At 69.1% G+C, this 13,040-nt stretch carries 15 protein-coding genes; 6 read left to right on the forward strand and 9 right to left on the reverse strand.

Annotated features, from left to right (window positions below; genetic code table 11):
- Positions 1-25: 25 nt before the first annotated feature.
- The 4 genes from P3T29_RS16375 to P3T29_RS16390 form a co-directional block, all read right to left on the reverse strand.
- A complete protein-coding gene (locus tag P3T29_RS16375; RefSeq protein ID WP_280717192.1) occupies positions 26-217 on the reverse strand; it encodes a hypothetical protein in 192 nt (63 codons plus the stop codon).
- 98 nt (positions 218-315) lie between these two features.
- Positions 316-741 (reverse strand): DUF4258 domain-containing protein, encoded by a 426-nt coding sequence (locus P3T29_RS16380; protein ID WP_280717193.1) that lies wholly within the window; start codon positions 739-741, stop codon positions 316-318.
- Positions 742-1,061: 320 nt separating this feature from the next.
- Positions 1,062-2,135 (reverse strand): bile acid:sodium symporter family protein, encoded by a 1,074-nt coding sequence (locus P3T29_RS16385; RefSeq protein ID WP_280717194.1) that lies wholly within the window; start codon positions 2,133-2,135, stop codon positions 1,062-1,064.
- 185 nt (positions 2,136-2,320) lie between these two features.
- Entirely contained in the window at positions 2,321-2,524 is a 204-nt protein-coding gene (locus P3T29_RS16390; protein ID WP_280717195.1) for a cold-shock protein, read from the reverse strand.
- A gap of 337 nt (positions 2,525-2,861) precedes the next feature.
- Here P3T29_RS16390 and P3T29_RS16395 point away from each other — a divergent pair, with 337 nt between their 5' ends.
- The 6 genes from P3T29_RS16395 to P3T29_RS16420 all read left to right on the forward strand — a co-directional run bounded on the left by P3T29_RS16395 (position 2,862) and on the right by P3T29_RS16420 (position 8,860).
- Positions 2,862-3,803 (forward strand): menaquinone biosynthesis protein, encoded by a 942-nt coding sequence (locus P3T29_RS16395; protein ID WP_280717196.1) that lies wholly within the window; start codon positions 2,862-2,864, stop codon positions 3,801-3,803.
- A gap of 240 nt (positions 3,804-4,043) precedes the next feature.
- Positions 4,044-5,234 carry a cyclic dehypoxanthinyl futalosine synthase gene (gene mqnC / locus P3T29_RS16400; protein WP_280717240.1) on the forward strand — a complete coding sequence of 397 codons (1,191 nt, stop codon included), beginning with the start codon at positions 4,044-4,046 and terminating at the stop codon, positions 5,232-5,234.
- Positions 5,234-5,851, forward strand: coding sequence for a hypothetical protein (locus P3T29_RS16405; RefSeq protein ID WP_280717197.1), 618 nt, complete (start codon positions 5,234-5,236; stop codon positions 5,849-5,851). Before mqnC ends, P3T29_RS16405 begins: the two co-directional genes overlap by 1 nt.
- Positions 5,852-6,122: 271 nt before the next feature.
- Positions 6,123-6,698, forward strand: coding sequence for a hypothetical protein (locus tag P3T29_RS16410; protein WP_280717198.1), 576 nt, complete (start codon positions 6,123-6,125; stop codon positions 6,696-6,698).
- A gap of 81 nt (positions 6,699-6,779) precedes the next feature.
- Complete coding sequence (locus P3T29_RS16415) at positions 6,780-7,472, forward strand: demethylmenaquinone methyltransferase (protein ID WP_280717199.1); 693 nt, start codon at positions 6,780-6,782, stop codon at positions 7,470-7,472.
- 119 nt (positions 7,473-7,591) lie between these two features.
- Positions 7,592-8,860, forward strand: a complete 1,269-nt coding sequence (locus P3T29_RS16420; protein ID WP_348532835.1) for a geranylgeranyl reductase family protein — start codon at positions 7,592-7,594, stop codon at positions 8,858-8,860.
- 162 nt (positions 8,861-9,022) lie between these two features.
- Here P3T29_RS16420 and P3T29_RS16425 read toward each other — a convergent pair whose 3' ends face one another.
- The 5 genes from P3T29_RS16425 to P3T29_RS16445 all read right to left on the reverse strand — a co-directional run bounded on the left by P3T29_RS16425 (position 9,023) and on the right by P3T29_RS16445 (position 12,950).
- Positions 9,023-10,195 (reverse strand): methyltransferase domain-containing protein, encoded by a 1,173-nt coding sequence (locus tag P3T29_RS16425; RefSeq protein WP_280717201.1) that lies wholly within the window; start codon positions 10,193-10,195, stop codon positions 9,023-9,025.
- Positions 10,192-11,163: an ATP-grasp ribosomal peptide maturase gene (gene tgmB, locus P3T29_RS16430; protein ID WP_280717202.1), complete on the reverse strand. Its 972-nt coding sequence runs from the start codon at positions 11,161-11,163 to the stop codon at positions 10,192-10,194. Before tgmB ends, P3T29_RS16425 begins: the two co-directional genes overlap by 4 nt.
- Before the next feature lies 1 nt (position 11,164).
- Positions 11,165-11,503, reverse strand: a complete 339-nt coding sequence (locus P3T29_RS16435; protein WP_280717203.1) for a hypothetical protein — start codon at positions 11,501-11,503, stop codon at positions 11,165-11,167.
- A gap of 356 nt (positions 11,504-11,859) precedes the next feature.
- On the reverse strand, positions 11,860-12,051 hold the full coding sequence (locus P3T29_RS16440) for a DUF397 domain-containing protein (protein ID WP_280717204.1): 192 nt from the start codon (positions 12,049-12,051) through the stop codon (positions 11,860-11,862).
- Positions 12,052-12,065: 14 nt separating this feature from the next.
- On the reverse strand, positions 12,066-12,950 hold the full coding sequence (locus P3T29_RS16445; RefSeq protein ID WP_280717205.1) for a helix-turn-helix transcriptional regulator: 885 nt from the start codon (positions 12,948-12,950) through the stop codon (positions 12,066-12,068).
- Positions 12,951-13,040: the final 90 nt, after the last annotated feature.

Below are 13,040 nucleotides of genomic sequence, written 5' to 3' on the forward strand. Positions count from 1 at the left end.
CGGCGAAGCGGGCGAGGGCGGGTGTTCAGGAGCCGGTGTTGTTCCATTCCGTGATCTCGCCCGAGCGGTGGTGGTGAGTCACGGGATCCGCCCGAACACTGGTGTCCGCCGGCCCGCCGACCAGGGCCGCTGCCAGACCGATCAGCACGGCCGACAGGCCGAGGCCTCCGTGGACAACCCGAAGGCGGGTGCGGCGGCTCTGGTTACGGAACGTCATCGGATGCTCCCCTTGCTTGGTGCTGTGCCTGTGCGGCGAGCTTGCCAGGCCGGGATCAACAGCCGATCAACGCCCTCGGCCGCTGTCAGGCGGCACCTCTACGCGGGCTGGCCGTCCCAATAGGCGGTGACGAGTGTGGTGCTCCAGTCGCCGTTGGTCGCGACGACGAGCGTCAGCAGGCCGCCGTCCATCCCACGGCTGATCGTCCATATGCCCCGTCGGTCGCACGAGTGGTTACTGCCTCCTAGCGCCCTCTGGACCTCGTCCACGGAGATATTGCGCTCGGCCATGCGATCCCTGGCGTGCTGTGAGTAGTAGTCGATCGAAGTCGGTACACCTGCCGCGCAGATCTCCGCCGGAGTGATCGGGCAGTCGAAGTCGCAGTGAATCGGCGGGCCGAACGCGTTGGCGACGGCGGCGGGTGTGGCGGTCGGCGTGGCGGCCATGGCGGGCGTGGCGCCGAGTGCCAGTGCGGAGGCCGTTACGGCCAGCAGTACGAGGCGAGCGCTCTTACGGATGATCACGGGGGTTTCCTTCCGGGGACTGTGTGAACCAACAGGCGATCCGAACTGGCAGCAGCCTGCTCGAAGGCGATCGACGTTCGATGGACACGGGATCAACCCCGGAGCGGTCGAGGGCCATGCGCTCCCGCGAGCGGGTGAACGCACCCGTCGGCGAGAGGCAGAGCTGTCGGTGGGAGAGCCCGTCAAATCTCCCGAGTAGCAGGGCATTTACGCGGCCAGGACGGCTGCGAGCGGTCGGCCGTGCGGTGGTCGGGCCATCGTCGGGCGTATTGATCGCGCGGTGATCAGACGACGCTTCCGGTCCGGACGGCCCGCCGGGATCACGTCCGAGGTGCCGGTCCTGCCGGTTCCGCCGGCGGCGGGCCGGGGCTGGTCGCATCCTCGGCCTCGGAACGCCGCCCCCAGTGCTGGGCCAGGACGGTGCAGACCATCAGTTGGAGTTGGTGGAAGAGCATCAGCGGCAGCACCGTCAGGCCGACCGACGCGGCGGGGAAGAGGATGGTGGCGAGTGGGAGCCCGTTCGCCAGGCTCTTCTTGGAGCCGCAGAACTGGATGGTCACCCGGTCGGCCCGGTCGAAGCCGAGCCGCCGGGAGAGTACGCCGCTGAAGAGGAGCACGAACGCGAGCATCACCAGGCAGACGACCGCCAGCCAGAGGACCTGGCCGACCGTCACCCGGCCCCAGATGCCCTCCCGGACGCCCTCGCTGAAGGCGCTGTAGACGATCAGCAGGATCGAGCCCCGGTCCACCGCCAGGGTCACCGCGCGATGCCGGGTGACCCAGGGCGCGAGCCATCGGCGCAGCAGCTGCCCGATCGTGAAGGGCACCAGCAGTTGGAGCAGGATGTCCAGGATCTGCCCGCCGTTGACCTGTACGCCGGCGCCGCCGGTCAGCAGCCAGGTGGCGAGCAGCGGGGTGAGGACGATGCCGAGCAGGCTGGAGAAGGTGGCGGCGCAGATCGCGGCGGCGACGTTCCCACGGGCCATCGAGGTGAAGGCGATGGACGACTGCACGGTGGACGGCAGCAGGGTGAGAAAGAGCACGCCGGTGTAGAGCTGCGGTGAGAGCACGCTGCCGGGCAGGAAACGGGCGGCCTCGCCGAGCAGCGGGAAGAGGACGAAGGTGCAGCCGAGGATCAGCAGGTGCAGGCGCCAGTGCCGGGCGCCGGCCAGTGCCTCCTGGGGTGAGAGCCGCACGCCGTACAGGAAGAACAGCAGCCCGACGGCGACCTTCACGGACCAGGTCACGGCGGTGGCGGCGGGTCCGGTGGCCGGCAGCAGGGTGGCCAGGCCGACGGTGCCGAGCAGCAGCAGGATGAAGCCGTCGAGGCCGATCCGGTGCAGGGCTCGGTCGACGGACCCGAACGCGGTACGGAGGCGGGGCGGATCGGACATACCCACGATCATGCCGCTGGATGCCCCTGACGGAGAGTGCGGGGGGCAGAGGCAGGGGGCCCGGCCGCGTACGAGACGCGGTGGGCCCCCTTGGTGTTTCTCGTCATGCTCTCTGCGCCGGCCCGGACGGCCGTCGGCGGACCCTACTGGGGTCCCGAGCGATCAGATCATCAGAGGAGATGAACTCAGACCGGGGTGACGTTCTCCGCCTGCGGGCCCTTCGGACCCTGCGTGACGTCGAAGTTCACCTGCTGGTTCTCCTCCAGCGAGCGGAAACCGCTCGCGTTGATGGCGGAGTAGTGGACGAAGACGTCGGGGCCGCCGCCATCCTGCGCGATGAAGCCGAAGCCCTTCTCTGCGTTGAACCACTTGACGGTTCCCACAGCCATGCCGTTCTCCTTGCGAGGGACGTATTGGACACCACACCTCGTGGCATCCGGTCCGCTGCGCTGATCGCCCCGCCTCCGGAGTGGGTCCGGAGTTTTTCGATAAAGCTGAAAAACTACAAAAAGCCTGCGGTTACATGCTCCGCAGGCTTCAAGTACTGCAAGGGGAATCAAACTGCAACTGGGTGGAACGGTAGCACGCGAGCGCGGACCCGACCAGGGGTCACCAGAGGTGCGCCGGGAGTGTGTCGGCGGTGTGTCGCGGACCGGATGAAGGGTCATCGGAAGCACGGGCATACCCTGCGGAGAGAGTACGAACGGCAGGCAGAGGGAGCACGTGATGACCGGTCGGGATACGAGTCCAGCAGGGCCGAGAGGACACGAGGGAGCGGGACAGGACGGCACCGGCCAGGAGCCGGGTGGCCTGGTGGCGGTCCGGCCGAGGGTCGGCCACATCGAGTTCCTCAACTGCGTCCCCCTCTACTGGGGGCTGGCCAGGACCGGCAACCTGCTCGACCTCGACCTGACCAAGGACACCCCGGAGAAGCTCAGCGACCAGCTGGTGTCCGGCTCGCTCGACATCGGCCCGATCACCTGCGTGGAGTACCTGCGGCACGCGGACGAGCTGGTGGTCCTGCCGGACATCGCGGTCGGCAGTGACGGGCCGGTGATGTCCTGTGTGATCGTCAGCCGGGTGCCGCTCGCCGAGCTGGACGGGCGCCGCGTCGCCCTCGGCTCGACCAGCCGTACGTCGGTACGGCTCGCCCGGCTGCTGCTGGAGGAGCGTGAGGGCGTCCGGCCCGAGTACTTCAGCTGCCCGCCGGACCTCGACGCGATGCTGAGCCAGGCCGACGCCGCCGTACTGATCGGCGACCCCGCGCTCCGCGCCTCGCTGGAGCAGGCGCCGCTCCAGGGTCTCGCCGTGCACGACCTGGGCGAGATGTGGAAGGAGTGGACGGGCCTGCCGTTCGTCTTCGCCGTCTGGGCCGCCCGCCGCGACTTCCTCGCCCAGCGCCCGGAGGCCGTCGCCGCCGTGCACCGCGCCTTCCTGGAGTCCCGCGACCTCTCGCTCGCGGAGGTCGCCAAGGTCGCCGAGCAGGCGGCCCGCTGGGAGGCGTTCGACGCGCCGGTCCTGGAGCGGTACTTCAGCGAGGCGCTGGACTTCTCGCTCGGCGAGCGTCAGCTCGCCGGCATCGCCGAGTTCGCCCGCCGGGTCGGCCACGACAGCGGCTTCGCACCCGACGTGAGGGTCGGTCTGCTGGAGCCGGTGCCGGTCGGCTAGGGCCGGGCGCCGGGCGTCAGCCACGGACGGGGGCGCGGGGACTGCGCGGGTCGAGCAGAGCCCCGCGCCGCTTGCTGTGCTCACCCGCCTGCCCGGCGGCCCGAAGGGCCTGGCGTACGCTGGATCGGTCAAGTCGGCCGGGGCTGCCCCCGGCCGTGAGGCGACCAGACGTTGGAAAGAAAGAAGGCCCGACAGGTGTCCGAGCAGACCCTCCCCCAGCCTTCGGCTGGGGGGACCCCCATCTCCGCAGACCTGCAGGCCGTCCTCGACCGTGCGGCCGCCGGAGGCCGGATCACCCCCGCCGAAGCGCTGGAGCTGTACCGCTCCGCGCCGCTGCACGCGCTCGGGTCCGCCGCCGATGCCGTCCGCCGCCGCCGGTACGCCGGTACCGAGCACATCGCGACGTACATCATCGAGCGGAACATCAACTACACCAACGTCTGCGTGACGGCGTGCAAGTTCTGCGCCTTCTACGTCGCCCCGAAGAGCGACAAGGGCTGGTCCCGCGACCTCGACGAGATCCTGCGCCGCTGCGCGGAGACGGTCGAGCTCGGCGGCACCCAGATCATGTTCCAGGGCGGGCACCACCCGGACTACGGCGTCGAGTACTACGAGACCGCGTTCGCCGCGATCAAGAAGGACTTCCCGCAGCTGGTGATCCACTCGCTCGGCGCGTCCGAGGTCGACCACATGGCCCGGCTCTCCAAGGTCTCGGTCGAGGAGGCCATCACCCGGATCCACCGGGCGGGTCTGGACTCCTTCGCAGGCGCCGGCGCCGAGCTGCTGCCGGCCCGTCCGCGCAAGGCCATCGCGCCGCTCAAGGAGTCGGGTGAGCGCTGGCTGGAGATCATGGAGACCGCTCACGGCCTGGGCGTCGAGTCCACCTCCACCATGCTGATGGGCACCGGCGAGACCAACGCCGAGCGGATCGAGCACCTGAGCATGATCCGCGACGTGCAGGACCGTACGGGCGGCTTCCGCGCCTTCATCCCGTACACCTACCAGCCGCAGAACAACCACCTCAAGGGCTCCACCCAGGCGACGGTGTTCGAGTACCTCCGGATGATTGCCATCGCGCGGCTCTTCCTCGACAACGTCGCCCACATCCAGGGCTCCTGGCTGACCACCGGCAAGGAGGCCGGCCAGCTGTCGCTGCACTACGGCGCCGACGACCTGGGCTCGGTCATGCTGGAGGAGAACGTCGTCTCGGCAGCCGGTGCCAAGCACCGCTCGAACCTCACCGAGCTGATCCACCTGATCCGCGCCGCCGACCGCACCCCCGCCCAGCGCTCGACCACGTACGAACACCTGCGAGTGCTGGACGACCCGGCCAACGACCCGGTCGACCCGCGGGTGGCCTCGCACATCGCCTCCACCGCGATCGAGGGCGGCACGGCGCACCCCGAGCTGAAGATCCTCTCCACCACCTGATGCTCACGCTGCACCGCGCCGCGCTGCTGCTCGCGGACCCTGCCGCCCCGTCGATCACCGACGGGGCGGTGCTGGTCGACGGCGCCGTCGTCGTGGCGGTCGGGTCGTACGCGCCGGTCGAGGGAGCGCGGATGCGGGAGTGGGACGGGCTGCTGACGCCGGGCCTGCTGAACCCGTACGGGCACTGGCTGCTGGAGACGGCGTACCACCCGGACCCCCGGGAGGAGCTGGGCGTCGAGCCGCTGCTGCCGGACTTCGAGGTCGACGACCAGCGGCGCGGCGGCAGCGCCCGGCGCGGGCTGCAGCGGATGCTCGGGTACGGGACGACGGCGGTGGCCGGGCCGTTCTCGCAGGCGGCCGTCCGGACGGCGGTGGCGCGCTCCGGGCTGGTGGCGCTGCCGGGGGAGGGCTTGGCCGGCGGGCTGGACCCGCTGGCGTCGGCGGGGCCGACGAGGCCGGCGGGGCTGGCGGGTGCGGTGCATCGCCCGCTGACGGTCGGTGGGCGGGCCGACTTCGCGGTCTTCGACGTGCGGTCGGTGGCGGAGTTGGAGAGCGGCGGTGCGGGGAGCTGCCTGGCGACCGTACTGGGCGGAAGGCTGCTGTACCGGCGCCGATGAGCCATCGCCCGGGGAGCGGTTGTGGCGGCGGGGGACGGTGGCTGACGGGCCGTGGCGACTGGTGGGCCGTGGTGGTTGACGGGCCGTTGTCCGGAAGATGGCCGGTGGCGATACGGTGAATGGCTGAAACCACGGAACTTTTGGCAATGGTCATACAAACTGATAGATCCCTGCCGTGACCTGAGGCACCGCCAGCGGCTACGATCCGGACAGCCCACTCCGGTGACAGCCCGAGTCGGCGCCCTCACCACCGGCAAGCCAGGCAGGAACCATGCGACCCGCGATCATCCCCCGCCTGCGCGACACGCGCCTCGGCCGAGGCTGGTACCTCGCCGCCGTGCTCAGCGCGGCGCTGGCGGTCGGGATGTGCCTGCTCGGCTGGCGCCAGGCCGACCAGGCGGACCGGATCGCCGCCCACCCCGTCCGGGTCGAGGGCACCGTCACCCAGCTCCCCTCCGGCAGTGCCACCTACAGCGCCGTCAGCTACCGCGCCGACGGACAGCTCCGATCGGCGGCCGACCTCTGGCTGCCGCCGGACGTCAAGGTGGGCGACCCGATCTGTCTGGAGCACGCCGAAACGGACCCGGGCGCCGTCCGGGTCTGCGGCAAGCACTACCCGCAGCCGGTGGGCGTCAGTCTGGCGCAGACCAGCGTGCCGGTCGCACTGCTGCTCTTCGCCGCCTGCGTGGCCCGGATCTGGCGCTACCGCCGCAACCGGCCCGTCCGCAGCCGCGTCCGGGCCCGGATCCGCACCACGGTCGCCTTCGCGGCCGAGGGCATGCCGGCCATCACGCACGGTTCGCGGTCCCGCCGCCGCCGTAAGGGTGGGCGCCGGGCGCTCCGGTAGGGGCGGGGTGGCCGGCCTCTTCGGCACCGCAGGGCTGGCCCCCTTGCCCGGGTTGTCCGGGGGAGGGTGAACAATGGGGGTGTGACCCGAGCCTCCCTGGACAAGCAGCCGCACGAAGTCGCCGCGATGTTCGACGATGTCGCGGCCAAGTACGACCGTACGAACGACGTGCTCTCCCTCGGCCAGGCCCGCGCCTGGCGCCGCGCGGTGGCCGAGGCGGTGGACGCGCAGCCCGGCCAGACCGTACTGGACCTCGGCGCCGGCACCGGCACCTCCTCGCTGCCGTTCCACGAGGCGGGGGCCGACGTCGTCCCGTGCGACTTCTCGATCGGCATGCTCGCCGAGGGCAAGCAGCGCCACCCCGAGCTGGCACTGACCGCCGGGGACGCGACCAGGCTGCCGTTCGCCGACGGCTCGTTCGACGCCGTGACGATCTCCTTCGCGCTGCGCAACGTGCAGGACACCGACCTGGCGCTGCGCGAGCTGTACCGCGTCACCAAGCCGGGCGGCAAGGTCGTCATCTGCGAGTTCTCCACCCCGACCTGGACGCCGCTGCGCACGGTCTACACCGAGTACCTGATGCGCGCGCTTCCCCCGGTGGCCACCGCCGTCAGCAGCAACCCGGACGCGTACGTCTACCTCGCCGAGTCCATCCGCGCCTGGCCCGACCAGCCCGCGCTGGCGGCCAAGCTGCAGGGCGCGGGCTGGACGAAGGTGGCCTGGCGCAACCTCACCGGTGGGATCGTCGCTCTGCACCGAGGCTTCAAGGCCTAACTAGACTCGTCCCCGTCCTTGCCCCAGCCCGACCGCCGTTGCAGGAGTGTGCCCCCGTGTCCGAGACCGCCGTCGACCTGAGCAGCGAGAGCAGCGACACCAGCGACACCAGCGAGACCGTGGAGAGCAGCGCCGACGTCATCGTGGTCGGCGCGGGTCCGGCCGGTGCGACCACCGCGTACTACCTGGCCCAGGCCGGGCTGGACGTCCTACTGCTGGAGAAGTCCGAGTTCCCGCGCGAGAAGGTCTGCGGTGACGGTCTGACGCCGCGTGCCACCAAGCAGCTGGTCGACATGGGCATCGACGTCTCGACCGACAACGGCTGGCTGCACAACAAGGGCCTGCGGATCATCGGCGGCGGCGTCCGGCTGGAGCTGGACTGGCCCGAGCTGTCCGCCTTCCCCGACTACGGCCTGGTCCGCAAGCGCGCCGACTTCGACGAGATCCTCGTCCGGCAGGCGCAGAAGGCGGGCGCGCGGCTGTACGAGCGCTGCAACGTCTCCGGCCCGGTGCTGGACGACCGGACGGGCCGGATCGTCGGCGTGACGGCCAAGTTGGGCGAGGAGAAGCGTCCCGTCACCTTCCGCGCCCCACTGGTCGTCGCCGCCGACGGCAACTCGACCCGGCTCTCGCTCGCGATGGGCCTGCACCGGCGCGAGGACCGCCCGATGGGCGTCGCGTACCGGACGTACTTCACCTCGCCCCGACACGACGACGACTACCTCGAGTCCTGGCTGGAGCTCTGGGACACCCGGGGCGGCGAGAAGAAGCTGCTGCCCGGCTACGGCTGGATCTTCGGCATGGGCGACGGCACCTCCAACGTCGGCCTCGGCATCCTCAACTCCTCACCCGCGTTCGGCGAGCTGGACTGGCGTGAGGTGCTCAAGTCCTGGTGCGCCAACATGCCGGCCGAGTGGGGCTACACCCCCGAGAACATGACCGACCCGATCCGTGGCGCCGCCCTGCCGATGGCCTTCAACCGCCAGCCGCACTACACCCGTGGCCTGCTGCTGGTCGGCGACGCGGGCGGCATGGTCAACCCGTTCAACGGCGAGGGCATCGCCTATGCGATGGAATCCGGCCAGCTCGCGGCGGGCGTCATCGTCCAGGCCCACGCCCGCCTGACCCCGGCCGGCCGCGAGAAGGCCCTCCAGGCGTACCCGGCCGTCCTCAAGGACGTCTACGGCGGCTACTACACCCTCGGCCGTGGCTTCGTGAAGCTGATCGGCAACCCCAAGATCATGCAGCTCGCCACCCAACGCGGCCTGACCCACCCGATCCTGATGAAGTTCGTCCTCAAGATGCTCGCCAACCTGACCGACCCCCAGGGCGGCGACGCGATGGACCGCATCATCAACGGGCTGGCCAAGGTCGCACCCGACGCATGATGTGCAACGGGGTGGAGCAGTAGCGCCCATTGACGCCAATGCCTGCTGACCTGCAGGCATTGGCGTGGGTAGCGTGCTCGCAGCGCATGAAGCCGCCCACCCCGGGGGCCGGGAGTCGGTCCGGCAGGGTGGGCGGCCCTGTGCTTGGTGTTCGCCGAAAGGTCAGAGGGGCCAGCGACTGACCGAGCCGTCGGGGGCGGCATAGCTGATGCTCTGCCCCGCAGTGGTTGCGTCGATGGTGAGCCACTCGCGGCGCGGGCGGTTCTGTCGGCGCCAGTGTTCGTGAGCGGCCTCGATCGACTTCCAGAGGTCGCGTGGACCCGTGGTCGTCACAGCGGGCGGCCCGTCCGCACGGTCACGGATGAAGGCGGCGGAGCTGTCCGCGTGGTCGTAGAGCGTGGTCACGTGCTGGCCGTCCACGAGCCGTCCGCGTCGCACGGTGGTCGGATTCATGTGCAAGTGGGCCCAGAACGAGAACCCGTAGTCGTCGAGGACCCGGCCGCTGGTCTCGGTCGTGCGCTGGGCGCCGTCGATCTGATCAGGCATGGCGAACAGGGGCTCGGGGCCGGACAACAACGGCATGAAGGCTGCTGGAGTGTGAAGAAATCGGCCGGCGGCACCGCCGTCGGGCAGCTTCGTCAGGCAGGCGACCGCACCCCCATCAAGGGTTCCCTTGATGGGGGCTACGATCACGCCGCCTGGTGCGCACTGGTCGAGCCAGGATTGCGGGATGCGGCGGACGGAGCAGGTCGCAATGATTCGGTCGAAGGGCCCACCGTCCGGCTGTCCAGCCGCACCGTCCCCCCGGAGCACCTTCGGTTCGAGCCCGGCCTCGCGCAGTCGAGTTCGCGCTGTCAGCACCAGCGGCGCGGTGTAGTCGATGGTGGTCACGTTCTCGGCACCGGCGAGATAGGACAAGAGCGCGGCGTTGTATCCGGTGCCGGTGCCGATCTCCAGCACCCGAGCACCGTGGTGAACGTCGAGTGCGTCAAGCATGTCAGCCATCAGGCTGGGCATGGTCGAGGACGATGTCGCCGCGCCGGTCCGGCCGTTGGGTGCGGCGTCTTCCGCGAGCATGCCGTCGACTTCGGTGATCAGCGCCTGGTCGGTGTAGACCTGACGCAGCCACTCGGCATCGGTGCCGTCTGTGACGCGCCATGGGACGTAGGCAGAGCCGACTCGGCGGTAGAACACCGGGACGAACGGGTGTCGGGGCACATTGAGGAATGCCTCGGCCACGCGGGAGGACAGGACGATGCTGCCACGTTCGATCTCGGTCACGAGCTCGATCCGCGCGCGCATGAGGAGCTGCTCGTCGTCGAGAATTTCGATCACGCGTTGATTCCTTCCAGGTGGTCACAGATGGTGGCCGTGATGGGCAGGCCGGTTGCCTGCTCGACGAAGGCGTATTGCCCGTTGGGGTTGACCTCGAGAAACCACCATTCGCCCGATGGCGTAACGACGAAGTCGAACGCGCCGTAAGGCAAGCCGAGTTGGGCGAGCATCCGTAGGACACCAGCGGCTACGGTGGGCGGGGGATCGCACGACTTGCAGGTGAGACTGTCGTAGTCGCTGCGCCAGTCGACGCGGGCGGCCGCAGAGCCGGCGTGGATCTCGGCGGCGAACAGCCGTTGGCCAACAACGGTTAGCCGTACCTCATACGCCTTGGGTACCCACTCTTGGAACAGATGAGCGGTGGTGGCGATATCGGGGTGCGGTAGATCGCTCGGCTGTAACACGTTGGCATACACGGCAACTGAGTGACCGTCGACCGTCCCCCGGATTGGGGTGAACGGCTTGTAGACCACGGGCGCTCCGAGGCCGTCCGCGAACTGTTTGGCCGCATCGGGATCGTTGGTGATCAGCGTCCGGGGGACGCCGAGGCCGCACTCGATGGCTACGCGGAGCTGCAGGGGCTTGTACTCGGCGTCAGCAGCGCGGCCGGGAGGCGGGAGCCATCGGCACGGAAGCGCAGAGAGTAGGCCGCCGAACCCTCGTCGGGCCTCTGCGGTGGCCACTGCTCGGGCTTCGGGCGGCATGTCGTCGGGGAACTCGGGGGATGTCGGGCGGCGGTAGTAGACCGCGCGGACCGTGGACAGGTCGAGTGCCCGACGGTCGGTCGTCAGCGTGCCGCGCCAGCCGGTCCCGTCGAGGCCGGCCGCAAGGGTCAGCCTCGACGGGAACCATGCCATGTCGGCCCGGAACACGGGCACAGCACGCCGGTTCAGTTCCTCGATCACGAGATCCGCTGTCGGGTCGAACGTTCCCGTGATCACGAGGACAGCACCGGAAGTTGGCAGCATGTCAGTCGTTGCTGCTTCCGGGGTCGTCCGGCGCGTCCATCTCGCCGGTCGGCGCGGTCGGCCCGTACGTCTTCGGCGGGGCACTGGTCATGTAGACGCCGGATGGAAGGCCTTCGTACGTGCAGGTCTGGGAGTCCTCGTTGTATCCGATGTCAGCCGGCAGGATGCCGTCGGCACCGGTGACGGGGGAGAGGAAGCGGAAGGCGAACGGGGCCGGCCCCTGGAGGTCATCCAACTCGGGCAGGGGCGTCGGGCCGGCCGTGCTTAGCGGCAGACGCGACTCGGGCCGGTCGAACACAAGATCGTGCGGGGTCTTGCGATCCATGGTTGTGGTAGGCATTGCTTTCCCTCTCATGGTTGATGGGGTGCATGTGCCATCCCCGCTCGCTGAGGGCGGGGAAGTCCTACTTGGTCTCGCGCGAGGGACCCCTGTCATCGGCTGCATCACGACGAGGCTCGCCAGGCGCTCTGTCAGGCGGAGGTAGCTCCTATGGCGGAGTGGGGCGCCCGGGCGCGACCGATTCGCTGGTTGGCATGGGTCCGGGGGGAGTTGAGGACACGGCGAAGCACCACCTCGCATCGGGCCGCCATCATCGGCAGCGCGTGCCGTTACCGTAGACCCACTCTCCGTAAGGTAGCAAGACTGAAACGCAAGCAGCCCCCCGGGGGGAACCGGGGGGCTGCTGTTTTGGCAGGTCAGAGCAGGTGGTCGAACTCGCCTGCCTTGACGCCGAGCACGAAGGCGCGCAGGCGGGCCCGATCAGTGGTGACAATCTTGTCAGGGTCGAGTGACTCGCGGATGTGGATCATGTCGGCGTCGCCCTGTGCCAACTCGACGGAGTTTCCGTCATTGCTGCCGCTGAAACTGGACTTCTGCCAGGTGAGCATTGCGCGATGGCCTTTCAGAGTTGGTACATGATGTGCTGGATCAGGCCCCATGAATCGCGCGCTGCGTGCGCACGAGGTGAGGTGCTCGCATCTACCGGAGGTAGGGAGATGCCACTCAGGTGGGCAAATGTCTTGCGGTACTCGGCTAGTTCAGCCTGGCTGCCAAGAAACTCTGACCTGTTCGGGTGATCGACGACCACGGTAGCAAGGTCGGCATGTCCAGGTTCGCAGATCAGAAACGGGCTCGGATACGGCGATGATTCCTCGACGGCCGACGGGAGGACCTGAATTTTCACATTCGGCAATGCCGCCATCTCCAGCAAGTGGATGAGCTGTTCGCGCATCTTCTGGGCGCCGGCGAAGCGCATGTGCAGGGCTGCCTCGTGAATTACGAACCGGAAGTCGGGAGCGCCGTCTTTGGTTAGCACAGACTGTCGCTCGTGCCGGAACTGCAGTGACATCTCCGGGTCGCTCACGGTTCTTCCGTACCGGTGCTCGTAGACCCTATTTGTGTACGCGGGTGTCTGTAGGAGTCCGGGCACGTAGAACGTCTCGTAGTTGTGGACGCTCTGTGCGACGCCTTCCATCTCCGCGAGATCGAGCGAGAAGTCGGGCATCTGGTTTTTGTAGCTCGTCCACCAGCCTTTGCCGTCGCTGGCTCCCATGTCGATGAGGGCATCGACGTACGGGGCATCTGTGCAACCGCATGCCACGGCGAGGGCGCGGACTCGGCCCGCGTCCAAACTGGTTCGCGCAGCCTCGATATGACTCAGCTGCGGACTGCCCATGCCGACGCGCTCGGCCGCTTCCTTGACGGTGAGCCCGGCTTCTTCGCGCAGTCGACGATACTCAGCGCCGATGCGCCGTTGCCGCTCGCTGATCTGGGTCCTGAGTGCCAAGGCCCACCCTTCCCTTCCGTGATGGGTGCAGTCTCGCCCGAGGGTGACCCCTGGCGCTACTTGCCCACCTGAAGCATGACGGGTGGGGCG

The sequence above is a fragment of the Kitasatospora sp. MAP5-34 genome (assembly GCF_029894335.1).
Taxonomy (GTDB): domain Bacteria; phylum Actinomycetota; class Actinomycetes; order Streptomycetales; family Streptomycetaceae; genus Kitasatospora.